This window comes from Burkholderia sp. MSMB1459WGS, from assembly GCF_001534535.1.
GTDB lineage: Bacteria > Pseudomonadota > Gammaproteobacteria > Burkholderiales > Burkholderiaceae > Burkholderia.
Genome location: NZ_LPMU01000079.1, coordinates 19,433 through 44,865, shown reverse-complemented (window position 1 = coordinate 44,865; position 25,433 = coordinate 19,433). Strand labels below are relative to the sequence as shown.

Sequence of the window (25,433 nt, the reverse complement as noted above, 5' to 3'; positions counted from 1 at the left end):
GCGCGGCGTTCAGCGCGCGTAATCGCGCGCGCCGAAGATCGCGGTGCCGACGCGCACGATCGTCGCGCCTTCGAGCACGGCCGCGTCGAGATCGGCGGACATGCCCATCGACAGCGTGTCGAGCGGCAGGCCGTCGGCGCGCAATGCGTCGAACAACGCGCGCAGCGCGCGATGCGGCGCGCGCTGCGCGTCGGTGTCGCCGGCCGGTTCGGGAATCGCCATCAGGCCGCGCAGCCGCAGCGACGGCAGCGCGGCGACCGCACGCGCGACCTCGGCCACGTCGGCCGGCGCGACGCCGCTCTTCGACGCCTCGCCGCTGATGTTTACCTGCACGCACACGTTGACCGGCGGCAGGTGCGCGGGGCGCTGTTCCGACAGGCGCTGCGCGATCTTCAGCCGGTCGATCGAATGGACCCAGTCGAAGCGCTCGGCGACGGGGCGCGTCTTGTTCGATTGCAGCGGCCCGATGAAATGCCATTCGAGGCTCGCGCGCAAGTCGGCGAGCGCGTCGATCTTGTCGAGCGACTCCTGCACGTAGTTCTCGCCGAAGGCGTGCTGCCCGGCCGCATGCGCGGCGCGCACGTCGTCGGCCGGAAACGTCTTCGACACGGCGAGCAGCGATACGGTGGCGGGATCGCGGCCGGCCGCGCGGGCGGCGTCGGCGATGCGGCGGTGAACGGAGTCGAGACGGGCGGCGAGATCGGACATGACGGGCACGGAAGCAGGCACGCAGGCAGCGCGGAAACGGGCATGAAGCCGATGCGCCGCGATCCGCGGCGCATCGATCCGCTCATTATACGGACGCCGCGCGCCCGCCCGTTACGCGTGAACAGGCACTAGCCGTACAGCAAATGCTCGACGAGCTGGATCCAGTGGGCGACCGGCACCTGCGTGCCGCTTTGCAGGTGTGCGATGCAGCCGATGTTGCCGGATACGATCATCTGCGGTTCGAGCGCCTGCAGCTTCAGCAGCTTCTGCTTGCGCAACCGGTACGACAGCGACGGCTGCGTCAGCGAGTAGGTACCGGCCGAGCCGCAGCACAGATGGCTGTCGGCCGGCAGCCGCACGTCGATGCCGAGCGTCTCGAGCAGGCGCTCGACCTTGCCGCGCGACTGCTGCCCGTGCTGCAGCGTGCACGGCGGGTGGTATGCGACCGTATGGATCGCACGGCGCCGGGCGATCGTCGCGAGTTCGGCCTCGAACGCGAGCAGCACGTCGGAGATGTCGCGCGTCAGCGACACGATGCGCTGCGCTTTCTCCGCGTAGGCCGGATCGTCGCGCAGCAGGTGCGCGTATTCGAGCACCGTCGCGCCGCAGCCCGACGCATTCATCACGATCGCCTCGGCGCCCTGTTCGACGTGGGGCCACCACGCGTCGATGTTGCGGCGCGCGTCGTCGAGCGCTTCGTCGTGATAGTTCAGGTGCAGGCGGATCGCGCCGCAGCAGCCCGCGTCGGGCGAGACGACCGTCTCGATGCCGAGCGCGTCGAGCACGCGCGCGGTCGCGATGTTGATGTTCGGCAGCATCGACGGCTGCACGCAGCCGCCGAGCATCAGCATCTTGCGCGTATGCGTGCGGTGCGGCCATTCGAGCAGCCGCGTGCGCGGCGGCACCTTGTCGCGCAGCCGCTTCGGCAGCAGCGGCCGCACGTGCTGGCCGAGCCGCATCGCCGGCGAGAACAGCGCGGCGTTCGGCACGACGCTCGCGAGCACGCGGCGCATGAGCCGCTGCTGCGCGGGGCGTTCCACCTGCGCCTCCACGTGCTTGCGCCCGATCTCGACGAGCCGGCCGTACTGCACGCCGGACGGGCAGGTCGTCTCGCAGCTGCGGCAGGTGAGGCAGCGGTCGAGATGCTGTTGCGTGCTGCGCGTGACGGGCGCGCCTTCGACCATCTGCTTGATCAGGTAGATGCGTCCGCGCGGGCCGTCGAGTTCGTCGCCGAGCAGTTGATAGGTCGGGCAGGTCGCGGTGCAGAACCCGCAGTGCACGCACTTGCGCAGGATCGCGTCGGCCTCGTCGCCGTCGGGCGTATTGCGGATGAAATCGGCGAGGTTCGTTTGCATCGATCCCTCAGAGGTCTGGGTAGAGCCGGCCGCGATTGAAGATGCGCGCGGGATCGAACGCGCTCTTCAGCCCGCGGTGGATCTTCATCATCGGCGCGGGCAGCGGCGTGAACACGCCCGCGCTGCGGTCGTAGGTGTCGCCCGCGCGGAACAGCGTCGCATGGCCGCCGGCCTGCTTCGCGCTCATGCGCACGGTTTGCGCGTCGGCGTCGGTGATCCACCAGCGCTGCGCGCCGCCCCATTCCATCAACTGGGTGCCGGGCAGGTGCATCGGTTCGGTGATCGACGGCAGCGACAGGCGCCACAGCGCGTAGCCGGGCGGGATGCCGTTGAAGAACGGATCGGTATGCTCGCGCAGGCCGGACCAGAAGCGCTCGGCCTCGACCGCGTCGACGACTTCGCCGCCGAGCAGCGTTTTCGCGGATTTCACGGCAGCTTCCGCGCCCGACAGGCGCAGCACGAGCGTGCCGTTGCGCCACGCGCTCGCGCTGACCGGCAGCGGATGGCCGCCCCATTCGTTGAGCTTGCGCACCGCGTCGGTCGCGGTCATCTCGAATTTGAGCGTGACTTCGGCGACAGGTATCGGCAGCACCTTGATCGACAGGTCGAGCATCAGCCCGAGCGTGCCGAGCGCGCCGGCCATCAGCCGCGACACGTCGTAGCCGGCGACGTTCTTCACGACCTGGCCGCCGAAGCGCAGCCTTTCGCCGCGGCCGTTCATCAGCGTGGTGCCGAGCACGAAATCGCGCGGTGCGCCGCAGGTGGCGCGGCGCGGGCCCGCGAGGCCGGCGGCGACGCAGCCGCCGACGGTGGCCGAACGGCCGAAGTGCGGCGGCTCGAACGGCAGCATCTGGCCGCGCTCGGCGAGGACGGTTTCAAGTTGCGCGAGCGGCGTGCCCGCGCGGACCGTGACGACGAGTTCGGCCGGGTCGTACGACACGACGCCCTGAAACGCGCGCGTGTCGAGTATTTCGCCCTCGAGCGCCTGGCCGTACCAGTCCTTGGTGCCGCCGCCGCGAATCCGCAGCGGCCGGCCGTCGGCACTGGCGGCGCGGATGCGCTCGGCCCATCCGGCGACGATGTCGTCCTCTTCCATGTTCCGTTGCTTTCTCGTCTCGTTGTCCGGTCGATTGTACCGGGGTGGCGCGATTCCACATCGCGACTATCCCTAAGCCCCGTCCCGCTTCCGGCATGCGGGGGCCGGCACGCGAACGCGCCGCGCGGGCACGGCAGACCCGCGCGCGCCGCTCAGAAGCGCGGCAGGTCGGGGTGCGGCAGCAGCCCGCCGCGCACGTGCTGGCGCCCGTATTCGGCGCAGCGCGCGCGGGTCGGGATGCCCTTGTCCGGGTTCAGCAGCCCGGCCGGGTCGAATGCGCGCTTGACCGCGAAGAACGCGTCGCGCTCCTGCGGCGAGAACTGCACGCACATCGAATTGAGCTTTTCGATACCGACGCCGTGCTCGCCCGTCACGCTGCCGCCGAATTCCACGCAGCATTCGAGGATCTCCGCGCCGAACTGCTCGGCGCGGTGCAGCTCGTCCGGATCGTTCGCGTTGTACAGGATCAACGGATGCATGTTGCCGTCGCCCGCATGGAACACGTTGATGCAGCGTAGCCCGTAGCGCGTTTCGAGCTGCTCGATGCGCGCGAGCAGCGGGCCGATCGCGCGGCGCGGCACGGTGCCGTCCATGCAGTAGTAATCGGCGGAAATACGGCCGGCGGCCGGGAACGCGTTCTTGCGGCCGGACCAGAAGCGCAGCCGCTCGCTTTCGTTGCGCGACACCTGGATGCGCGTCGCGCCGTGTTCGCGCAGCACGGCCGTCATCCGCACGATCTCCTCGGCGACTTCTTCGGGCGTGCCGTCCGATTCGCACAAGAGGATCGCCTTCGCGTCGAGGTCGTAGCCCGCGTGCGTGAACGCCTCGACGGCTTGCGTCGCCGGCTTGTCCATCATCTCGAGCCCGGCCGGGATGATGCCCGACGCGATGATCGCCGCGACGGCCTCGCCGCCCTTGACGACGTCGTCGAAACTCGCCATCACGAGCTGCGCGGTCTGCGGCTTCGGGATCAGTCGCACCGTGACCTCGGTGACGATCGCGAACATCCCTTCGCTGCCGATCATCACGGCGAGCAGGTCGAGGCCCGGCATGTCGAGCGCGAGCGAGCCGAATTCGACGATCTCGCCGTCGATCGTCACCGCGCGCACGCGCATCACGTTGTGCACGGTCAGCCCGTATTTCAGGCAGTGGACGCCGCCGGAATTTTCCGCGACGTTGCCGCCGATCGTGCAGGCGATCTGCGACGACGGATCGGGCGCGTAATACAGGCCGTACGGCGCGGCCGCTTCCGAGATCGCGAGGTTGCGCACGCCGGGCTGCACGGTCGCCGTGCGCGCGTACGGGTCGACTTCGACGATGCGCGTGAAGCGCGCGAGCGACAGCACGACGCCGAGCGCGATCGGCAGCGCGCCGCCCGACAGGCTGGTGCCGGCGCCGCGCGGCACGATCGGCACTTCCATGCGGCGGCAGATCTGCACGATCCGCTGCACCTGCGACTCCGTCTCGGGCAACGCGACCGCGAGCGGCAGCCGGCGGTACGCGGACAGGCCGTCGCATTCGTACGGCGCCGTGTCCTCGTCGCGGTACAGCAGGCAGTGCGTCGGCAGCACGGCCATCAGCGCCTGCACGACTTCGCGCTGGCGCTGCGCGCGCGCGGCGCTCGACAGTTCGACGGGAGCGTTCATGAGGTCTCCTGCGTGGGGCGCGGTGCCGCGCCGCCGTGTCAGCACGTGAAAATCTTGCCCGGATTCATCAGGTTGCGCGGATCGAGCGCGAGCTTGATCGCGCGCATCGTGTCGATTGCGTTGTCGCCGTGTTCCTTCGGCAGGAAGCGCATCTTGTGCAGCCCGACGCCGTGCTCGCCCGTGCAGGTGCCGCCCAGGCGCAGCGCGCGCTCGACGATCCGGTCGTTGATGCGTTCGGCTTCGGCGAGTTCCTCGGGCTTGTCGGGATCGATCAGGATCGCGACGTGGAAATTGCCGTCGCCGACGTGGCCGACGATCGGGCAGGGCAGCGACGACGCGCGCAGGTCGACCTCGGTTTCCTCGACGCACGCGGCGAGCTGCGAGATCGGCACGCACACGTCGGTCGTCACCGCGCGGCAACCGGGCTTCAACTGCAGCATCGCGAAGTATGCGTTGTGGCGCGCGGACCAGAGCCGCGTGCGATCCTCGGGGCGCGTCGCCCATTCGAAGCCCTGGCCGGAATTCTCGCCGGCGAGCGCCTGCACGAGTTCGGCCTGTTCCTTCACGCCGGCGTCGGTGCCGTGGAATTCGAAGAACAGCGTCGGCGCTTCGGTGAGCGTCAGGTTCGAGTGACGGTTGATCGAGCGTACCGCGAGCGCGTCGACGAATTCGACGCGCGCGATCGGCACGCCGATCTGGATCGTCTCGATCACCGTACGGACTGCGTCGCCCATCGTCGGGAACGTGCAGATCGCGGCCGATACGGCCTCGGGCAGCGGATGCAGGCGCAGCGTGATCTCGGTGATCACGCCGAGCGTGCCTTCGGACCCGACGAACAGCCGCGTGAGGTCGTAGCCGGCCGACGACTTGCGCGCGCGCGAGCCGGTCTTGACCACGCGGCCGTCCGCGAGCACCGCGCTCAGGCCGAGCACGTTCTCGCGCATCGTGCCGTAGCGCACGGCGTTGGTGCCCGACGCGCGGGTCGCCGTCATCCCGCCGATGCTGGCGTCGGCGCCCGGATCGATCGGGAAGAACAGGCCGGTGTCGCGCAGCGCTTCGTTGAGCGCCTTGCGCGTGATGCCCGGCTCGACCGTCACGGTCAGGTCTTCGGCGTTGATCGACAGCACGCGGTTCATTTCCGACAGGTCGAGCGACACGCCGCCGCGCACCGCGAGCAGGTGGCCTTCGAGCGACGAGCCGGCGCCGTACGGGATCAGCGGCACGCCGTAGAGCGAGCACAGCGACACGACTTCGCGCACGTCGTCGGTGCTGCGCGCGAACACGACGGCGTCGGGCAGTTGCGGATCGAACGGGGATTCGTCGCGGCCGTGATGGGCGCGAACCGCGTCGGCGGTCGACACGCGCTCGCCGAAAGCGGCGCGCAGCGCATCGAGCATGGCGGGGGGCAGCGGGCGGCGCGTGGCGGCCGGCGGGGCAGGGTGATTCACGAATGTCTCCTGACTGCTTGTCATACTGTCGCCTCATTCTACGCTGTAACGTCCGCTGCGCCTCCCGCCGCGGGCTGCGATAATCGCGTTCCAGCCAACCGGGCCGCGTGGCGGCCGCGCACGAGAGGACATTCGCATGGGCAACCGCTTGAGCAAGATCGCGACGCGCACGGGCGACGACGGCACCACCGGGCTGGGCGACGGACGGCGCATCGGCAAGGACGACGCGCGGATCGCCGCGATCGGCGACGTCGACGAACTGAACTCGAATCTCGGCGTGCTGCTGGCCGAGGCATTGCCTGACGACGTGCGCACGGCGCTCGTCACGATCCAGCACGACCTGTTCGATCTTGGCGGCGAGCTGTGCATTCCCGGCCACACGGTGCTCGACGATACGCATCTCGCGCGCCTCGACCAGTGGCTCGCCGACTACAACGCGACGCTGCCGCCGCTGAAGGAATTCATCCTGCCGGCCGGCTCGCGCGCCGCATCGCTCGCGCACGTCTGCCGAACCGTGTGCCGCCGCGCGGAGCGCTCGATCGTCGCGCTCGGGCGCTGCGATACGCTCAACGATGCCCCGCGGCGGTACGTGAACCGGCTGTCCGACCTGCTGTTCGTGCTGGCGCGCGTGCTGAACCGCGCCGGCGGCGGCGCCGACGTGCTGTGGGAGCGCGGACGCGTCCGCTAGCAGCCGCCACGTTTTTGCGCACTGCGACAATTTGTCCGGCAGGCGCCCGTTTTTAAACATGTATTGTATGAGCATGTTTAACGGAGAACGAACATGACCCATATCACCGCTGACCAGATGGCCCGTGTGAAGGCCACCGCCCCCGTCCTCGCCGAGCACGGCGCGACGATCACGAAGCATTTCTATCAGCGCATGTTCGCGCGTCATCCGGAACTGAAGAACCTGTTCAACCAGACGCACCAGAAGACCGGCAGTCAGCCCGAGACGCTCGCGAAGGCCGTTTATGCGTACGCGGCCAACATCGACAACCTCGGCGCGCTGGGCGGCGCGGTGTCGCGCATCTCGCACAAGCACGCGAGCCTGAACATCCGCCCCGAGCACTACCCGATCGTCGGCGAGAACCTGCTTGCGTCGATCGTCGAAGTGCTCGGCGACGCGGTCGATGCCGACACGCTCGAAGCGTGGCGCGTCGCGTACGGCCAGCTCGCGCAGATCATGATCGGCGCCGAGGCCGATCTGTACGCGAACGCCGCGTGGAGCGGCTTCCGCCCGTTCAAGGTCGCGCGCAAGGTGCGTGAAAGCGACGAGATCACGTCGTTCTACCTGACGCCTGCCGACGGCGGCGCGGCGCCGACGTTCGAGCCGGGCCAGTACATCACGGTGAAGCGCTTCGTCGGCGATCTCGGCGTCGATCAGCCGCGCCAGTACAGCCTGTCCGATGCGCCGCACGGCAAGTGGCTGCGCATCTCGGTGAAGCGCGAGGCCGGCAAGGCCGAAGCGATTCCGGCCGGCAAGGTGTCGACGCTGATGCACGACGGCGTGGAAGAGGGCGCGATCGTCGAGGTGACCGCACCGATGGGCGACTTCTCGCTGAAGCGCGACGCGGATACGCCGGTCGTGCTGATCTCGGGCGGGGTCGGCATCACGCCGATGATGTCGATGGCGTCGACGCTGATCGCCGAAGGCTGCAAGCGCGACGTGCGGTTCATCCACGCATGCCGTTCGGGCGCGGTGCACGCGTTCCGCGACTGGCTGAACGATACCGTCGGCGAGCACGTGAACGTCAAGCGTACGGTGCTGTACGAACTGGTCGGCCCGAACGATCGCGTCGGCATCGACCACGACCTCGAAGGGCGCCTCACGCCGGAACGCGTGCAGCAGTACGCGCTGGTGCCGGACGCCGACTACTACATCTGCGGCCCGGTCGCGTTCATGAAGGCGCAGCGCGATGCGCTCGTCGCGCTCGGCGTCGCGCCGGAACGCGTGAATACCGAGATCTTCGGGTCGGGTGCGCTCGAGTGAAGATTCGACGGCCGGTTTCGGCCAACGCAACGACGCAATGACAAAGCCCGGCGCGAGCCGGGCTTTTCTTTTTGGCGCTAGACCGGGGCCGCGTGCGTCAAGCGCCGGCCGGAGATCCGCCGGCTATCAGTTGCCGCTGCCGCGCGCGACCCGGCGCGCCTTCACGGCTTCCGCCAGGCCTTCGAGCACCTTCACGCTGTCGTCCCACGCGATGCACGCGTCGGTGATGCTCTGGCCGTAGGTCAGCGCGCAGCCTTCCTTCAGGTCCTGGCGACCCTCGACGAGGTGCGACTCGATCATCACGCCGACGATCCGCTCGTCGCCGGCCGCGATCTGGCGGCCGATGTCGGCACACACGGGGATCTGGTTCTCGTGCTTCTTCGAGCTGTTCGCGTGGCTCGCGTCGATCATCAGGCGCGCGGCGAGGCCGGCCTTGCCGATGTCCGCGCAGGCGGCGTTCACGCTGTCCGCGTCGTAGTTCGGCGTCTTGCCGCCGCGCAGGATCACGTGGCAATCCTCGTTGCCGGCCGTCGACACGATCGCCGAATGGCCGCCCTTCGTCACCGACAGGAAATGATGAGGCTGCGACGCGGCCTTGATCGCGTCGACCGCGATCTTCACGTTGCCGTCGGTGCCGTTCTTGAAGCCGACCGGGCACGACAGCCCCGATGCGAGCTCGCGGTGCACCTGCGACTCGGTCGTGCGCGCGCCAATCGCGCCCCACGAGATCAGGTCGGCGATGTACTGCGGGCTGATCATGTCGAGGTATTCGGTTGCGGCCGGCAGCCCCATTTCGTTGATCTGCAGCAGCAGCTCGCGCGCGGTGCGCAGCCCTTCGTTGATCTTGAAGCTGTTGTCGAGGTGCGGATCGTTGATGAGCCCCTTCCAGCCGACCGTCGTGCGCGGTTTTTCGAAGTACACGCGCATCACGATTTCCAGTTCGCCCTTGAAGCGCTCGCGCTCCTTCACGAGCCGGCCCGCGTATTCGATCGCCGCCTTCGTGTCGTGGATCGAGCACGGCCCGATCACGACGATCAGCCGGTCGTCCATCCCGTGCAGGATGCGGTGCATCGACTGGCGCGAGTGGTAGATCAGCTCGGACGCGGCTTCGGAGCACGCGAATTCGCGGATCAGGTGGGCGGGCGGCGTCAGTTCCTTGAGTTCGCGAATGCGGACGTCGTCGGTGTTGTGCGGGGGCATGCTGTTTCTCCTGGTTTTCCGGGGCGCCGTTCGGTCAGTGCGCGTGCGGCGGATTCATCGATGCGGGCAATTCGGTGCTGCCGGTCGGGGCCGCGGGACCGCTGCGGCGGCGACCGGCTGGCGAAGGGCGAAAAAAAACCGCCGGGTTCGCCGGCGGTTTTTTCGGGAATTTCGGTTGCGCTTTACGCGCCATCAACCCTCTCGATCCGCCAGCGGTCTGAGATACCAAAAAAAGTAAAAGTAAAACTTGGCGGACATGACGGAAATTCGGCTCGTCAAAAAAGTTGATTCGGAATTTATACCCCGTCCCCGAGCGGCTGGCAACCGGGGACCGTCGAAAATGCGGATAATCCGCGCGTTTTCGTCAAAATACGCGGATCATGTGCGCCGCGATGCGGTTATGCCGTACCGCCGACCGTCATCTTGTCGATCCGCAGGGTCGGCTGGCCAACGCCGACCGGCACGCTCTGGCCTTCCTTGCCGCATACGCCGACGCCCGTGTCGAGCGACATGTCGTTGCCGATCATGCTCACGTACTTCAGCGATTCCGGGCCGCTGCCGATCAGCGTCGCGCCCTTCACCGGGTAGGTGATCTTGCCGTTCTCGATCATGTACGCCTCGGACGCCGAGAACACGAACTTGCCGTTCGTGATGTCGACCTGGCCGCCGCCGAAATTCACCGCGTACAGGCCGTTCTTCACCGACGCGATGATTTCCTGCGGATCCTTGTCGCCATTCAGCATGTAGGTGTTCGTCATGCGCGGCATCGGCAGCGCCGCGTACGACTCGCGCCGTGCGTTGCCCGTGACGGGCATTTTCATCAGCCGCGCGTTCAGCGTGTCCTGGATGTAGCCCTTCAGGATGCCATCCTCGATCAGCGTCGTGCACTGCGTCGGGTTGCCTTCGTCGTCGATGTTCAGCGAGCCGCGGCGGTTCGGCAGCGTGCCGTCGTCGACGACGGTCACGCCCTTCGCGGCGACCTGCTCGCCGATTCGGCCCGCGAACGCGGACGAGCCCTTGCGGTTGAAGTCGCCTTCGAGACCGTGGCCGATCGCCTCGTGCAGCAGCACGCCCGGCCAGCCCGGCCCGAGCACGACCGTCATCGCGCCGGCCGGCGCAGGGCGCGCATCGAGGTTGACGAGCGCCGCGTGCACGGCGTCGTCGACATAGCGCGACAGGACCTCGTCGGTGAAGTAGCCGTAGTCGAAGCGGCCGCCGCCGCCGCCCGAGCCGATCTCGCGGCGGCCGTTCTGTTCGGCGATCACGGTGACCGACACGCGCACGAGCGGCCGGATGTCGGCCGCGAGCGCGCCGTCGCTGCGCGCGACCAGCACGACGTCGTATTCGCCGGCGAGGCCGGCCATCACCTGCGTGATGCGCGGGTCGCGCCCGCGCGCCATCTGCTCGATGCGTTCGAGCAGCTTGACCTTGGCCGTCGCGTCGAGCGACGCGAGCGGGTCGGACGGCAGGTACAGGTCGCGGCCCGAGATGCCCGTCAGCGACGTGGCGGCCTTGATCTTCTGGCGGCCGCCGCCGGCCGCCGCGATCGCCTTGGTCGCGGCGGCGGCTTGCGCGATCGCTTCGGGCGACAGATCGTCCGAATACGCGAACGCGGTGCGGTCGCCCGCGACCGCGCGCACGCCGACGCCCTGGTCGATGCTGAAGCTGCCCGACTTGACGATGCCTTCCTCGAGGCTCCACGCTTCGCTGCGGGTCGCCTGGAAGTACAGGTCCGCGTAGTCGACGCGATGCGTGAAGATGTCGGCGATCGTGCGCGTGAGCAGGCTTTCGTCGAGGCCGTACGGCGTGAGCAGGATGTCCTTCGCCAGCGCGAGGTTGCGGATGCCGGGTTCGATGATGTTCATGCGGATATCGGGAGTTCTCAAAAAGTTGTCGGGTGCTGCCGGGCAGACGGGTGGGCCGCACGGCGTGTCAAGCGGTGCGGCGGATTCAGGTCAGTACGCGGTGTCGCCATGCGGGCAGGCTCTGGCGTACGTCGGCGATGCGCTGCGGATCGATCGTGCCGAGCACGACGCTGGCGCCCTCGTCGCGTACCGCGACGATCTCGCCCCACGGGTCGATCAGCATGCTGTGGCCCCACGTGCGCCGGCCGTTCACGTGCTTGCCGCCCTGTGCGGCCGCGAGCACGTAGCACTGGTTCTCGACGGCCCGCGCGCGCAGCAGCGTTTCCCAGTGCGCGCGGCCCGTCGTATACGTAAACGCCGACGGCACGGCCATCAGCGCGCAGTCGCCCATGCGGCGGTACAGCTCCGGAAAGCGGAGATCGTAACAGACCGACAGGCCGACCTGCCCGAACGGCGCGTCGAACGCGACGACCGTGTCGCCCGCGCGGATCGTGCGTGCCTCGTCGAACGATTCGTCGCCTTTCTCGAAGTTGAACAGGTGGATCTTGTCGTAGCGCGCGGCTTCGTTGCCGGACGGATCGAACACGAGCGTCGTGTTCAGCACGCGATCGGGCTCCGGCGCCTTCAGCGGCAGCGTGCCGCCGATCACCCAGATGCCGTGGCGGCGCGCGGCGTCGGCGAGGAACTGCTGGATCGGGCCGTCCCGGTACGGTTCGGCGAGCGCGAGCTTGTCGGTGTCGCGGTGGCCCATGAAGCAGAAATACTCGGGCAGCAGCACGAGCTGCGCGCCTTCGCCGGCGGCTTCCGCGATCAGGCGGCGCGCTTCGGCCAGATTGCGTGTGACGTCCGGCGTGCTCACCATCTGCAGCGCGGCGACCCGGAAGGGCGTGGCGGAACGGGCGTGGTCGGTCATCGCGGAATCGGTTGCGTCATAAATGGGGTGCGGCCCGGCGCCCTGCGCGGTTCGATGCGCGCTCAATGGCTCGCTGCATCGGCCGGACCGTGATTCATCTTACCCTGATCGCTGCGCACCCGCTCGATGTGCGGGTGCGCCCACGAGCCGGTGATCGCGTAGTCGAGCGCGAACGCGCGCGACAGCGTCTCGGACAGCGCATAGTTCGCGGCCAGCACGCCGACGCCGAGCAGCGGGTTGATGATGGCGGCGCCGATCGCGGCTGCGCCCGCGCTGATTTTCGGTGCGACGTGCGCATGCAGATCCTGCGTTTCGGCGCCGAGATCGACCGCGCCGCGCACGGTGACGTTCGCGGGGCCCGTCATCATCGAGAAGTCGTCGGTGCGCGCGATCCCGTTCGAAATCCGGCCGGTACCGGTGATCTTGTCGAACGGCAGCCCCTTGCCGACCACGTCGCGGAAGTTCAGCGTCAGGAAGCGCGCGAGGCTCTGCAGGCTCAGCACGCCGAGCAGTTTCGCCGCGCCCGGATCGACCTTCAGGATCTGCCCGTGTTCCAGGTCGACCGCGACCTGGCCGCCGAGCGACGGGAAGTCGAGCGCGGTCGGGCCGCCGCGCCAGCCGACCTTGCCCGTGACCGAGCCGTGACCGTCCGCGAGCGTGCGCGGCAGGCCGACGCGGTCGAGCAGCGCACCCGCGTTGTCGATGTCGAGCTTGAAGTCGAACACGGTGCGGCGCGGCGCGTCGGGTTCGTCGGCGCCGCGGGCGAGCGCGCGGCGCGACGTGCGCCAGTTGCCGGTCGCCGTCAGCTTCGCGGCCGGGTTCGACAGTTCCAGCTTGTCGAGCTGCCACACGGGCGTGCCGTCTTCGTCGATGTTGCGTGCGTTGACGACGAGCCGGCCGATGTCGTGATCGCGCGCGACGACCTGGTCGACGATCAGGTCGATCGACGGCATCGGCCGGTCGGCCGGCGTCGGCAGGTTCATCGCGCGGCCGACGAGGTCGTGCTGCGAACTCTGCGGCACGACGAGCTTCGCGAGCCGCGCGTTGAGCACGCCCGCGCCGTTGTGACCGCCGCCCGGCGCCCACGACAGGTAGCCCGAGACCTGGTTCGACGCGATGTTCGCCTGCCAGAGGTCGTCGACGTGCGACGCGCCGACGATCACGTTCTCCCAGTTGCGCTTGAGCAGTTTCAGCGTGCCGAAATGGAACGCGAAGCGCTTCGGCGCGAAGCTCGCGAAATCGACGCGCGGCGCGGCCTGTGGCGCCGGCGCGCGCGGCGTGTCGGGCTGCAGCGTGTGGGCGAGGGCGAGCCACGCGTCGGCGTCCAGTTCGCCGACGTCGACGGCCGCGCTCACGCCGTCCTGCGGCATGTCGGGCATCCGGTGGATGCCCATCGCGCCGCGCACCGCGCGCAGCGGCTGGCCGCGCGTCGCGTCGAGCAGGTAGGTCGCGCTCACCGGCCCGAGCGTCAGGTCGGCGTGTTCGAGGCGTTTGCCGTCCGCCTGCGGCGCCGGCTGCAGCGTGAAGCGGAACGGCATCGGCGTGCCGGCCGGCTTCGCGAACGGCGCCGGGAAGTTCAGCGCCACGCTGGTCAGGTCGGATTGCGCGCTGACGTCGGGCAGGCGGCCCGGCGCACCGCGCACGGCGACCTTGTACGGCGCGTCGCCGACCACGTGCTCGAGCAGCGCGGCGGCCGCGCCGTGCAGGTTCAGGCCGCGCGCGGCGTCGAGCGCGAGCCGGCCGTCGACGTTCACCGCGTACGGGCCATGCGACTGGAAGTTGCCGTTCGCGCGCACCGGGCCGCCGAGGAAGCGCCCCGACAGCGCGTGCAGCGACGCGCCGGCCTCGGTGAAGCCGACGGTGCCGCGCAGGGCCGACAGCGGCGGCACGCCGCTCGTCGACAGCGTGTTGCCGCCGAACGCGAGCGCGCCTTCGATGTGCGTGTGCGGATGGGGGACGTGCTGCGGAATCGTGATCTTGAGCGCGAGCGACGCGGGGCCCTGCGCATCGATCCGCTGGCCGATGTGGTCGCTCATCGTGCCGAGCGAGCTGTTGTCCGCGTAGTCGATCAGGTCGGCGAGCGGGCCCTGGGCATGGCCGTCGATGATCAGCGGCGAGTGCGACGGGTTGCCGAGATCGTCGATGCGACCCGCGACCTTCGTCAGCGCGACGCGCTTGTAGTGCGCGCGCGCGATGTCGAAGCGCAGCTTGTTCTGCGCGAGTTCGAACACGCCGTCGATGCCGTCGAGCGCGGGCCAGACGCTCGGCGTGCCGTTCGCGAGCTTGCGCGGCGGGTACGGCGTCGGCTCGAAGCGGCCGCCGGTGAACGGCGCGACGATGTGGAACACGCCGGCGTCCGGCTCGTGTTCGAACGGGAATTTCTCGAGCGGGCCGCGCGCGACGATCGACGCGCCCTTGGTCACCTTGCCGTCCTGCAGCGCGTGGCCGAGATAGTCGCGCAGGTGTTCGGACATCCCGGTCGGCAGGTAGCGCGGAATGCGCGCGACCGACGCGCGCGCGAAATCGGCGCGCAGGTCGAGCGAGCCGCGGCCGTGGCCGGGGTTCGTGTACGAGCCCGACACCGCGATTTCGGCATCGGGGTTCGACACGAGCAGGTCGGGCAGCGACACGTCGACGCGCGCGTGCTTGTCGCCGGGCGCGGGCGTGATCGTCCATTTGGCATTGCCGCGCAGCCGGTCGAACGTCAGGCGCGGCTCGTCGAATTCGCCGGGCACGGTGACGGCCGCGTTGACCGTGTCGATATGCGCGGCGCCGCCCGTCTCGTTCGCATCGACGCGGCCCCACAGATTCTCGACGCCCGGCCAGCCGGCGCGCGGGTGGCCGCGCGGCGAGAGCCCGGGCGGCGGCTCCTGCGCGGCGAAACTGATGCCTTGCAGATCGCCGAGGAAGCGGTAGCGGACGATCGGCGCGGCGCCCATGCGCCGCTCCTCGTCGGCGAGATCGGCGTGCGCGGGTTTCGCGCGCTCGACTTCGATGTGATAGTTCGACACCATTCCGCGCGGGTCGATCTTGATCAGCTCGTTGCGCAGGCGCGCCGGCAGCGGCAGCCCGCGGATGAATTCGCTGAGGATGCCGAGATCGACGCGGTCGCCGACCACGCTGAGCAGTTGCCCCTGGTTCGCGGTCGGCACGCGGTAGCGCGCGGTCAGCGTCGACAGCGCGAGCGAGCGGGCGAGCGGCGTGCCGTCCGGCAGCGGTGGCTGGCCGAGCTCCGCATTGAAGCGCGTCAGGTGCAGCGTGTAGTCGTGGCCCGCGTCGAGCACCATGTCCCAGCCGAAGCCGACCGTCGGCACGTCGAGCCGCGGCTGCGTCGGGCGCACGCGCAGCGCGACGTCGGCGCCTTGCAGGTCGCCGCCCGCCGAGCGCAGGTGGCCGTCGCCGAAGGTCGCCCAGATCGCATTGTCGATCCGGCCCGCGTGGATCGTGAGCGGCACGTCGAGATAGCGCGTGAGCGTCTGCAGGTCGACGGGGCCGGTCGACAGGTAGGCGTCGCCGGTCCAGTTCGCCGGCTTGCCGATCGGCGCGAGCGGCTTGTGCCTGAAGCGCGCGCGGAAATCGAGCGGGCCGAGCAGCAGCGTGCCGTTCGCGGGCGCCTGCAGCGCGGCCTTGTGCACGCGGCCGTCGTTGAGCACCGCGAGCCGGATGCCCGACAGCACGAGCTCCGGTGCGTCGTGCAGCGCGTCGCGCCAGCGCAGCGTGCCGCCGCGCAGCACGATCGCCTCCTGCTTCAGCAACCAGGTGCCGAACGTGTCGTTGCCGCCGTGGGTGGTGGCCACGCCGACGCCCGCGACGCTCAGCGAGCCGTCGGCCGCGCGCGCGACGACGAGGTCGGGCTGATCGACGATCAGGCTCGACAGCGCGGGCGACAGCCGCAGCAGCGACATCCACGACAGCGCGGCCGTCGCGTGCGGCACCGACAGCGCGATCTGGCCGTCACGGCCGCGAATCGTCAGGTTCGTGAGTTCGACGCCCGGCTGCATGCCGGACCAGTTCGGGGAAAGCTTGCCGATCGAAAGCTGCGCGTGGAGCTTGTCGGACACGGCGCGCTCGATGCGCGGGCGGAATTCGTCGATGCGCGGCAGCAGCACGTAGCGCAGCCCGAGGAGGGCGCCGGACGCGACGAAGTAGGTGCCGATCCCGACTGCCAGCGTCACCCTGAACACGCGACGCAGGACCGGATGATCGTGCTTCGGAGGTCCCGCTTCGGGCGCAGCTACGGCGGATTCCTGACGGTCGGACATGCGGCGGACGGGCGGCGATATGGTAGTTTTGCAGACTGACGTTGAAATGTATCACACGGGTTCGTGCCGGCGGCCGTTGGGGCAGCGCGGCACGGGCTTTCCGGCGCGCGGTGTCGCGACGGGCGCACGAGCGTCCGGCGAGGCCGCGCCGAGTCCATGAGGCCGGGGGCAGCGGGGCGCGCACGCGCCGGCCCGCTGCCCCCGGCCTTTCCGCCAGGCCCGCTTCTCGATGACCGACGCTTCCGCCCTGATCAGCACGTCCTACTCCCGATACCTGGCCCGCGCGGCTGCCGCTCGACCCGCGCTGGCCGAGCAGGTCGCCGCGTGGGCGGCCGCGCCGCTCGGCCGCGCGCAGCTCGACGCGCGCTTGACCGAGCTGCTCGCGACGCCGGCCGGCGCGGCCGCGCCGGGCGACGAGCAACTGAAGCGCGCGCTGCGGCAACTGCGCGCCGAGGCGTTCGGTGCGGTCGCGGAGCGCGACCTGCGCGGGCTGGCGGACGTCGCCGAGGTGACGGGCGCGATGACCGATCTTGCCGAAGTGGCCGTGCAGCGCTCCCTGGCGCTGCTGTCGGCCGAACTCGAGGCGCTGTACGGCGAGCCGCGCGGCGCCGACGGCCAGCGCGTCGTGCTCGGCGTGGTCGGGATGGGCAAGCTCGGCGGCCGCGAACTGAACGTGTCGTCGGACATCGACCTGATCTTCGTCTACGAGGACGACGGCGAGACCACCGGCGGCGCACGTTCGCCGCTGTCCACGCAGGAATACTTCACGCGGCTCGGTCGGCGCCTGATCGGCGTGCTGTCCGAGGTCACGGCCGACGGCTACGTGTTTCGCGTCGACATGCGGCTGCGCCCGAACGGCGATTCGGGGCCGCTCGTGTGCAGCCTCGGCATGCTCGAGGAATATTTCTACGTGCAGGGGCGCGAGTGGGAGCGCTATGCGTGGATCAAGGGACGGCTCGTGTCGGAGGGCGACAGCGATGCGGCGCGGCGGCTGGCGTCGCAGCTCGAGTCGATCGTCAAGCCGTTCGTCTACCGCCGCTATCTCGATTTCGGCGTGATCGGCGCGATCCGTTCGCTGCACCAGCAGATCCGGCACGAAGCCGCGCGGCGCGCGTCGATGCGGCCGGACAAGGCCGACGACATCAAGCTCGGGCGCGGCGGGATCCGCGAGATCGAGTTCAGCGCGCAGGTGTTCCAGTTGATCCGCGGCGGCCAGGATGCGGGATTCCGCGTGCGGCCGACGCTCGCGGTGCTGCGGCATGCGCAGGCGCGCGGGCTGATCGGCGACGACGTGTGTGCCCGCCTGACCGACGCCTACAACTTCCTGCGCACGCTCGAGCACCGGCTGCAGTACCGCAACGACGCGCAGACGCACGCGATGCCGGTCGAGCCCGACGAGCGCGCGGCGCTGGCCGCGTCGCTCGGTTTTGCCGACTACGCGGCGCTGATGACGGTGCTGGACGGTCACCGCACGTTCGTCGAAGCGCAGTTCGACCAGATCTTCGCCGACAAGGCGAGCGGCGCGCCGTGCGCGGCCGGCGACGACACGGCCGCCGCGTGGATCTGGAGCGGCGCGCTGGCCGACGACGGCGAGGACGACGCGCTGGTCGCGCGCCTCGACGGCCTGGGCTTCGCCGATCCGGCCGCCGTGCTCGCGCGGCTGCGCGCGATCTGGCAATCGTCGCGCTACACCGGGCTGCCGGAAAAGAGCCGGCAGCGCTTCGACAGCGTCGCGCAGCGCGCGCTCGACGCCGCGCCGAAGATCGACGCCGCGCGCCGCGACGACACGATCGTGCGCCTGTTCGACCTGCTGGAGACGGTCAGCCGGCGCGGCGTCTATCTCGCGCTGCTGACCGAATATCCGGCCGCGCTCGACCGCGTGCTGTCGGTGCTCGGCGCGACGCGCTGGGGCGGCGGCTACCTGATCCGCCACCCGCAGCTGCTCGACGAGCTGCTCGACGACGAGGCGATCGCGAGCCCGTTCGACTGGCCCGCGTTCAAGGATGCGCTGCGTGCGCGGCTCGCGGCGGCCGACGGCCCCGAGCAGCAGATGGACCTGCTGCGTCACGCGCAGCACGCGGAAGTGTTCCGGATCCTGCTGATCGATCTGGCCGGGCAACTGTCGGTCGAGCACGTGAGCGACCGGCTGTCCGAGCTGGCCGACGCGGTGCTCGACGTGACGATCGAAGTCGTCTGGTCGCAGCTCGCGAAGCGTCACCGCGACGTGCCGAAGTTCGCGGTGATCGCGTACGGCAAGCTGGGCGGCAAGGAGCTCGGCTATGCGTCGGATCTCGACCTGATCTTCCTGTACGACGATCCGGACGAGCGCTCGGCGGACGTCTACACGACTTTCACGCGGCGCCTGATCACGTGGCTCACGACCGCGACCGGCGCGGGCGCGCTGTTCGACATCGACCTGCGGCTGCGGCCGAACGGCGAGGCAGGCCTGCTCGTCACCGATCTCGATGCGTTCCGCCGCTATCAGTTGCGCGAGGGCGATGCGGCGAACACCGCGTGGGTGTGGGAGCACCAGGCGCTGACGCGTGCCCGCTACAGCGCGGGCGACGCGCAAATCGGCGCGGATTTCGAGGCGATTCGCCAGCAGGTGCTGACGACGCCGCGCGACGGCGGCGTGCTCGCGAAGGAGATCGTCGACATGCGCGGCAAGGTGTTCGCCGGCCACCCGAACCAGACCGAGCTGTTCGACCTGAAGCACGATCGCGGCGGGATGGTCGACATCGAATTCATCGTCCAGTACTGGGTGCTGCTGCATGCGTCGAGCGACGCCGAGCTGATCCGCAATACCGGCAACATCGCGCTGCTGCGCGAAGTCGCGCGCTTCGGGTTGATGAGCGAGGACGAGGCCGAGCGCGTCGGCGCGGCGTACCGCAAATACCGGAAGCTGCAGCACAAGCTGCGGCTCGACGGGATGGAGAAGGCGCGCGTCGATCCGGCGGTGGTGGCGGACGAGCGCGCGGCCGTGACGGCGCTGTGGACGCGTGTGTTCGGCGCGGTTGAAACGGGCGTTTGAACGAAGGCAGGGCGAGCGCGGCATCGATCCGCATACCGCCCTGAATCGAATGGGCGAGCCCGTTCGACTCGAGCGGGACAGGCGGCGGCAATGTCAGGCCGCCAGCATTTCCTTCGCGTGCTTGCGCGTGGTGGCCGTGATTTCGAGCCCGCCGAGCATCCGCGCGACTTCCTCGATCCGGCTCGCGCGGTCGAGCGCAACCACGGTCGATACCGTGCCGCCGCGTTCGTCGGCGCCCTTCGCCACCTGGAAATGATGGTCGCCGCGCGCGGCGACCTGCGGCAGGTGCGTCACGCACAACACCTGGCGGTCGCGCCCGAGCTGGTGCAGCAGGCGGCCGACCACTTCGGCGACGCCACCGCCGATTCCCGTATCGACTTCGTCGAAGATCAGCGTCGGCGTCGGGCTCGCCGCGCTGGCGATCACCGCGAGCGCGAGGCTGATCCGCGCGAGTTCGCCGCCCGACGCGACCTTCGCGAGCGGCCGCAGCGGCACGCCCGGGTGACCGGCCACGCGGAATTCGACCTGCTCGAGCCCGTGCGGGCCGCCGTCCGCGAGCGGCACGAGCGCGACTTCGAAGCTTCCGCCCGCCATCGACAATTCCTGCATGCCGGCCGTGACGGCCGTGCCGAGCGCCTTGGCAGCCTGCGCGCGCGCCTTCGACAGGCGTTTGGCGTCGGCGAGATAGGCTTCCCTCGCCTTGGCCTGAGCCGCCTCGAGCGCGCCGAGATCGGCGGCCGCGTCGAGCGCGGCGAGTTGCGCGCGGCGCGCCGCATGCTCTTCGTGCAGCGTGTCGGGCGGCAGCCGGAACTTGCGGGCGGTCGAGTGCAGCGCGTCGAGACGCGTTTCGACCTGCGCGAGCCGCTCGGGGTCGAGATCGACGCGCTGTGCATAGTGCGACAGCGAATAGACGGCTTCCTGCAACTGGATCTCGGCCGGCTCCAGCGACGCGAGCGCATCGCCGAGCGCGGTGTCGTAGTCGGCCAGGCCGCGCAGCTTCGACACGATCGCGCCGAGCTGCGCGAGCATCGCGTCGTCGGACTCGGACAGTGCGTTGAGCGCGCCGCGTACGCCTTCGATCAGGTTCGCCGAATGCGACAGGCGCTTGTGTTCGTTGCTGACTTCGTCCCACTCGCCGGCTTGCGGCGCGAGCTTGTCGAGTTCGGCGAGCTGCCACGCGAGCTTTTCGCGTTCGAGCTGCAATTCGCGCTCGTGCGCCTTCGCGGCGTCGATCGCCTGCGTTGCGTCGCGCCACACGCGCCACGCGCGCGCGACGTTCGCGGCATCGGCGACGAGCCCTGCGTGCGTGTCGAACAGCTCGCGCTGCGCGTCGGGCCGCATCAGCAACTGGTGCGCGTGCTGGCCGTGGATGTCGACGAGCATCTCGCCGAGTTCGCGCAGTTGCGCGAGCGTCGCGCTGGTGCCGTTGATGAATGCGCGCGAGCGGCCGTTCGCGTCGATCACGCGGCGCAGCATCACGGTGTCCTCGGCGTCGAACGCGTGCTCGTCGAGCCAGCGCGCGACGCGGTCGTGCGGCGTGAATTCGGCGGTGATGTCGGCGCGGCCGCAGCCGGTGCGCACGACGCTCGCGTCGGCGCGTTCGCCGAGCGCGAGGGCCAGGGCGTCGATCAGGATCGATTTGCCGGCGCCGGTTTCGCCGGAAAAGACGGAAAAGCCGCTGTCGAATTCGAGATCGAGCGCGGCGACGATGACGAAGTCGCGGATCGAGAGGTGGCGGAGCATGGTGTCGGGCGGAGCGGCGTCAGGACGCCTTGTCGTCTTCGTTCGATGCGTGTTCGTTCCAGTGCAGCTTCTTGCGCAGCGTCGTGTAGTAGCTGTAGCCGATCGGGTGCAGGAACGGCACCGTGTGCTTCGAGCGGCGCACCTCGATCGTATCGTTCAGTTCGAGCGACGTGAACGACTGCATGTCGAAGTTCACGTTGACGTCGCGGCCGCCGACGATCTGGATCGCGATCTTCGAATCGTCGGGCAGCACGATCGGCCGGTTCGACAGCGCGTGCGGCGCGATCGGCACGAGCACGATGCCCGCCAGCTGCGGATGGAGGATCGGGCCGGCCGACGACAGCGCATAGGCGGTCGAGCCGGTGGGCGTCGCGACGATCAGGCCGTCCGAGCGCTGGTTGTACATGTAGCGGCCGTCGACCGACGCGCGCAGCTCGACCATCCCGGAGAAGCCGCTGCGGTTCACGACGACGTCGTTGAACGCGAGCGCGTGGTAGATCGGTTCGCCGTCGCGCACGATCCGCGCCTCGAGCAGCGAGCGCTCCTCGCGCTCGAACTTGCCGGCCAGCATCACGGGCACGAGCGCCTGCATGTCGGATGCCGCGATGTCGGTGATGAAGCCGAGCCGCCCGTGGTTGATCCCGATCAGCGGTGTCCGGTAGGGCGCAAGCTGGCGGCCGATGCCGAGCATCGTGCCGTCGCCGCCGAGCACGATCGCCACGTCCGCTCGCGCCCCGATTTCGGCCGGGGTGAGCGCCGGGTAGCCGGCGATGCCGATTTCGCGCGCGGTCTCGCCTTCGAACACGACCTCGAAGCCGAGCGTGGCGATGCTGTCGGCCAGCGTGGCGAGCGGCTCGGCGATGCCGGGCGTGTTGCTCCGGCCGACGAGCGCGACAGTATTGAACTGATTACCGGTTTTCATGCCGGCATTACACCATAGCTCGTTGACGAAAAGAACCGGCTGTGCGCCGACGGGGCCGGATCGGGCCGGCCCGCGCAACGGTGGACGACGCCACTCGCCGCGCTCGCGCGGTTGCGCTAAAATTTTCCACCATGCTAGATCCTCGCGCACGAACCCTCCTGAAAACCCTGATCGAACGGTATATCGCCGACGGTCAGCCAGTCGGATCGCGCACGTTGTCCCGTTACTCCGGGCTCGAGCTGAGCCCGGCGACGATCCGCAACGTGATGTCCGACCTGGAGGAGCTCGGCCTCGTGTCGAGCCCGCACACGTCGGCCGGCCGGGTGCCGACGCCGCGCGGCTACCGGCTGTTCGTCGATACGATGCTGACGGTCGAGGCGCCGATCGACGCGGAGGCCGTCGCGCGCCAGGTGCAGAACACGCTGCAGGCCGGCGAGCCGCAGCAGCGGGTGGTCGCCGCCGCCGCGAGCGTGCTGTCGAACCTGTCGCAGTTCGCGGGCGTCGTGCTGACGCCGCGCCGCAGCCACGTGTTCAAGCAGATCGAGTTCATGCGCCTGTCCGACAAGCGCATCCTGCTGATCATCGTCACGCCCGAGGGCGACGTGCAGAACCGCATGCTCGCGACGCCGCGCGACTATTCGCCGTCGCAGCTGACCGAGGCGTCCAACTACATCAATGCGCATTTCGCCGGCCTGTCGTTCGACGAGGTGCGCCGCCGCCTGCGCGACGAGATCGACCAGTTGCGCGGCGACATGACGACGCTGATGCACGCGGCCGTGACGGCCAGCACCGAGGTGCCCGACACCGAGGACACCGTGCTGATTTCCGGCGAGCGCAACCTGCTCGAAGTGGCGGACCTGTCGTCCGACATGGCGCGGCTGCGCAAGCTGTTCGACGTATTCGACCAAAAGACGGGCCTCCTGCAACTGCTCGACGTGTCGAGCCACGCCCAGGGCGTGCAGATCTTCATCGGCGGCGAATCGACGCTCGTGCCGATCGAGGAAATGAGCGTCGTCACCGCGCCGTACGAGGTGAACGGGCAGATCGTCGGCACGCTCGGCGTGATCGGCCCGACCCGGATGGCGTACAACCGCGTGATACCGATCGTCGACATCACCGCGCGCCTGCTGTCTCTCACGCTGAGCCAGCAATAACCGGCGACCGCCAGCCCGATCCCGCCCCGCTATCGTGCCGCGGCGCCGCTTGCGGCGACAGTCGGCCGAACGGCACGGGGCGGCCCGTTATAATTGAAGGCCATCCGGTCCCGTGCCTCGAGCACGTCCTTGCCCATGCGTTTCGATCTTGAGCCGCCTTCGAATATCGCGGCCGCCCATCGCATCGGTGTGCTGCTGATCAATCTCGGCACGCCCGACGCGCCCACGCCGCGCGCAGTGCGGCGCTACCTGGCCGAATTCCTGTCGGATCCACGGGTCGTCGAAATCCCGCAGGCCGTCTGGCAGGTGCTGCTGCGCACGCTGATCTTGCCGCTGCGCGGCCGTGCATCCGCGAAGAAATACGCGGCCGTCTGGATGCCCGAGGGCTCGCCGCTGCGCGTGTACACCGAGCGTCAGACCGACAGCGTGCGGCACCTGCTCGTGTCGAACGGCTATCACGTGACGGTCGACTACGCGATGCGCTACGGCAGCCCGAACATTGCGCACGCGCTCGCGCAGTTCAAGCGCGCGGGCGTCGAGCGCGTGCTGTTGATGCCGATGTATCCGCAATACTCGGCGTCGACCACGGCCACCGCGTTCGATGCCGCGTTCGACGCACTCGCGCGCATGCGCAATCAGCCGGAAGTGCGCACGGTGCGGCACTACGCCGACCATCCGGCCTATATCCATGCGCTGGCCGAACAGGTGCGCCAGTACTGGGCGCAGCACGGCCGGCCCGATTTCGCGGCCGGCGACAAGCTGGTGCTGAGTTTCCACGGCGTGCCGAAGCGCACGCTCGACCTCGGCGACCCGTATCACGATCAGTGTCAGCAGACCGGCGCATTGCTGATGGCCGCGCTCGGGCTGTCGGGTACCGAATGCCGCGTCACGTTCCAGTCGCGCTTCGGCAAGGCCGAATGGCTGCAGCCGTACACCGCGCCGACGTTGCGCGAATTCGGCGAGGCGGGCGTGCGGCGGGCGGACGTGTTCTGTCCCGGCTTCACGGCCGATTGCCTGGAGACGATCGAGGAAATCGGCATGGAAGTGCGCGACGAATTCCTCGCCGGCGGCGGCAAGACCTTCCACCGCATTCCGTGTCTGAACGGCGCGTCCGCGTGGATCGGCGCGCTCGGCGAGATCGTCGCGGAGAATCTGCAGGGCTGGCCCGTCAAGGCCGCGCAGCCCGAAACGGTCGGTTGAGACGAGATGAAACGACCCCCACGCTCACTTCGTTCGCTGCCCCCCGAGGGGGCGGTCAGCCTCCTTGGGACTGCCCGGCGGAGGCTGACATGAACTACAAGATTTCCACGGAACCGGGCGCGAAGCTGCGCATCGACAAATGGCTGTGGGCGGCCCGGTTCTTCAAGACGCGCTCGCTCGCGACCGATGCGGTCGACAAGGGACACGTGAAGATCGGCGGTGCAGCGGTCAAGCCGGCGAAGGACGTGCGGGTGGGCGACGAGGTCGAGATTGCGATCGACGGCATCGTCTGGCACATTGCCGTGCTGGGCGTGTGCGACGTGCGCGGCCCCGCGAGCGTCGCGCAGACGCTCTATGAGGAAACGGAAGCGGGGCGGGCCGCGCGGCTCGCCGAACTGGAGCGGCGCCGCACGTATCGCGAGCCGGCGGCCGGGCTGCACGGCCGGCCAACGAAGCGCGACCGGCGCATCATCGACAGATTTTCTGGTGGGAGCTGAACATCTGGTCGAACGTCGCCCGCGCGCTTCCGTATTCGGTCGTGCGGTCGGTGACGGCTCCCGACAGGCAGATGGTGGTGGTGCCGGCAATGAGTACCAGCGCGACCACCGATATCGCAAAGGTCAGTTTCACGGTACTCCCCTCGAGAACAAGGGTGAAAACGGCGCCAGGTGGATGTCGTGCGGCGGTCAGCTAGGGTAAACACGCTTTTCCGACGCTTGAGTGGAGTGTAGTGCAGCGGGCCTGTGCGGAGCTAGTACTTGCCGGGTAAGCGTTGTTACAGGCCGTTTCGCCCGATCCGGCGAACTATGCGACGCCTGCACCAGGAAACGCGCGGTTGTTTCACGGCATTGGCGAATGCCGGCGAATGACCCTCTTGAAATCGCAGTTTTCGCCCTTATT

At 69.2% G+C, this 25,433-nt stretch carries 18 protein-coding genes; 6 read left to right on the top strand and 12 right to left on the bottom strand.

The window, feature by feature from the left end:
* Positions 1–9 precede the first annotated feature (9 nt).
* From WT97_RS29900 to WT97_RS29880, 5 genes are all read right to left on the bottom strand, one after another.
* A complete protein-coding gene (locus WT97_RS29900; protein ID WP_060354937.1) occupies positions 10–708 on the bottom strand; it encodes a YggS family pyridoxal phosphate-dependent enzyme in 699 nt (232 codons plus the stop codon).
* Positions 709–836: 128 nt separating this feature from the next.
* Positions 837–2,063, bottom strand: coding sequence for a glycolate oxidase subunit GlcF (gene glcF / locus WT97_RS29895; RefSeq protein ID WP_034206459.1), 1,227 nt, complete (start codon positions 2,061–2,063; stop codon positions 837–839).
* 7 nt (positions 2,064–2,070) lie between these two features.
* Entirely contained in the window at positions 2,071–3,159 is a 1,089-nt protein-coding gene (gene glcE / locus WT97_RS29890; RefSeq protein ID WP_059501028.1) for a glycolate oxidase subunit GlcE, read from the bottom strand.
* A 152-nt stretch (positions 3,160–3,311) separates the two neighbouring features.
* Complete coding sequence (locus WT97_RS29885; protein ID WP_034206461.1) at positions 3,312–4,805, bottom strand: FAD-linked oxidase C-terminal domain-containing protein; 1,494 nt, start codon at positions 4,803–4,805, stop codon at positions 3,312–3,314.
* Between the two features lie 38 nt (positions 4,806–4,843).
* Entirely contained in the window at positions 4,844–6,253 is a 1,410-nt protein-coding gene (locus WT97_RS29880) for an FAD-binding oxidoreductase (RefSeq protein WP_060354936.1), read from the bottom strand.
* Between the two features lie 136 nt (positions 6,254–6,389).
* On the opposite strand from WT97_RS29880, the gene WT97_RS29875 reads away from it, so the two are divergent.
* Both WT97_RS29875 and hmpA read left to right on the top strand, forming a co-directional pair.
* Positions 6,390–6,941, top strand: coding sequence for a cob(I)yrinic acid a,c-diamide adenosyltransferase (locus WT97_RS29875; RefSeq protein WP_059501031.1), 552 nt, complete (start codon positions 6,390–6,392; stop codon positions 6,939–6,941).
* Positions 6,942–7,034: 93 nt separating this feature from the next.
* On the top strand, positions 7,035–8,243 hold the full coding sequence (gene hmpA / locus WT97_RS29870) for an NO-inducible flavohemoprotein (protein ID WP_060354935.1): 1,209 nt from the start codon (positions 7,035–7,037) through the stop codon (positions 8,241–8,243).
* A 126-nt stretch (positions 8,244–8,369) separates the two neighbouring features.
* Here the strand turns inward: hmpA and aroG are convergent, their stop codons facing one another.
* From aroG to WT97_RS29850, 4 genes are all read right to left on the bottom strand, one after another.
* On the bottom strand, positions 8,370–9,443 hold the full coding sequence (gene aroG, locus WT97_RS29865) for a 3-deoxy-7-phosphoheptulonate synthase AroG (protein WP_034206466.1): 1,074 nt from the start codon (positions 9,441–9,443) through the stop codon (positions 8,370–8,372).
* A 398-nt stretch (positions 9,444–9,841) separates the two neighbouring features.
* Entirely contained in the window at positions 9,842–11,308 is a 1,467-nt protein-coding gene (gene tldD, locus WT97_RS29860; RefSeq protein WP_059791796.1) for a metalloprotease TldD, read from the bottom strand.
* Positions 11,309–11,393: 85 nt separating this feature from the next.
* Positions 11,394–12,221 carry a carbon-nitrogen hydrolase family protein gene (locus WT97_RS29855; protein ID WP_060354934.1) on the bottom strand — a complete coding sequence of 276 codons (828 nt, stop codon included), beginning with the start codon at positions 12,219–12,221 and terminating at the stop codon, positions 11,394–11,396.
* Positions 12,222–12,283: 62 nt separating this feature from the next.
* Positions 12,284–16,483: a YhdP family protein gene (locus tag WT97_RS29850; RefSeq protein ID WP_060354933.1), complete on the bottom strand. Its 4,200-nt coding sequence runs from the start codon at positions 16,481–16,483 to the stop codon at positions 12,284–12,286.
* A 229-nt stretch (positions 16,484–16,712) separates the two neighbouring features.
* Between WT97_RS29850 and glnE the strand changes: the two genes are divergently transcribed.
* A complete protein-coding gene (gene glnE / locus WT97_RS29845) occupies positions 16,713–19,514 on the top strand; it encodes a bifunctional [glutamate--ammonia ligase]-adenylyl-L-tyrosine phosphorylase/[glutamate--ammonia-ligase] adenylyltransferase (RefSeq protein ID WP_060035438.1) in 2,802 nt (933 codons plus the stop codon).
* Positions 19,515–19,607: 93 nt separating this feature from the next.
* Here glnE and recN read toward each other — a convergent pair whose 3' ends face one another.
* Both recN and WT97_RS29835 read right to left on the bottom strand, forming a co-directional pair.
* The gene (recN, locus tag WT97_RS29840; protein ID WP_059501037.1) at positions 19,608–21,257 is read right to left on the bottom strand and encodes a DNA repair protein RecN; all 1,650 of its coding nucleotides are present in this window, start codon (positions 21,255–21,257) and stop codon (positions 19,608–19,610) included.
* Between the two features lie 19 nt (positions 21,258–21,276).
* Positions 21,277–22,179, bottom strand: a complete 903-nt coding sequence (locus WT97_RS29835) for an NAD kinase (protein ID WP_034206472.1) — start codon at positions 22,177–22,179, stop codon at positions 21,277–21,279.
* A 131-nt stretch (positions 22,180–22,310) separates the two neighbouring features.
* Between WT97_RS29835 and hrcA the strand changes: the two genes are divergently transcribed.
* The 3 genes from hrcA (at position 22,311) to WT97_RS29820 (ending at position 25,030) form a co-directional block, all read left to right on the top strand.
* On the top strand, positions 22,311–23,333 hold the full coding sequence (gene hrcA / locus WT97_RS29830) for a heat-inducible transcriptional repressor HrcA (protein WP_011544637.1): 1,023 nt from the start codon (positions 22,311–22,313) through the stop codon (positions 23,331–23,333).
* 135 nt (positions 23,334–23,468) lie between these two features.
* Positions 23,469–24,533: a ferrochelatase gene (gene hemH / locus WT97_RS29825; RefSeq protein WP_059791790.1), complete on the top strand. Its 1,065-nt coding sequence runs from the start codon at positions 23,469–23,471 to the stop codon at positions 24,531–24,533.
* Positions 24,534–24,622: 89 nt separating this feature from the next.
* Positions 24,623–25,030, top strand: coding sequence for an RNA-binding S4 domain-containing protein (locus WT97_RS29820; RefSeq protein WP_034206474.1), 408 nt, complete (start codon positions 24,623–24,625; stop codon positions 25,028–25,030).
* On the opposite strand, the gene WT97_RS34720 is transcribed toward WT97_RS29820, so the two are convergent.
* Positions 25,002–25,163, bottom strand: a complete 162-nt coding sequence (locus WT97_RS34720; RefSeq protein ID WP_006476841.1) for a hypothetical protein — start codon at positions 25,161–25,163, stop codon at positions 25,002–25,004. The two genes, WT97_RS29820 and WT97_RS34720, sit on opposite strands and share 29 nt — an antisense overlap.
* Positions 25,164–25,433: the final 270 nt, after the last annotated feature.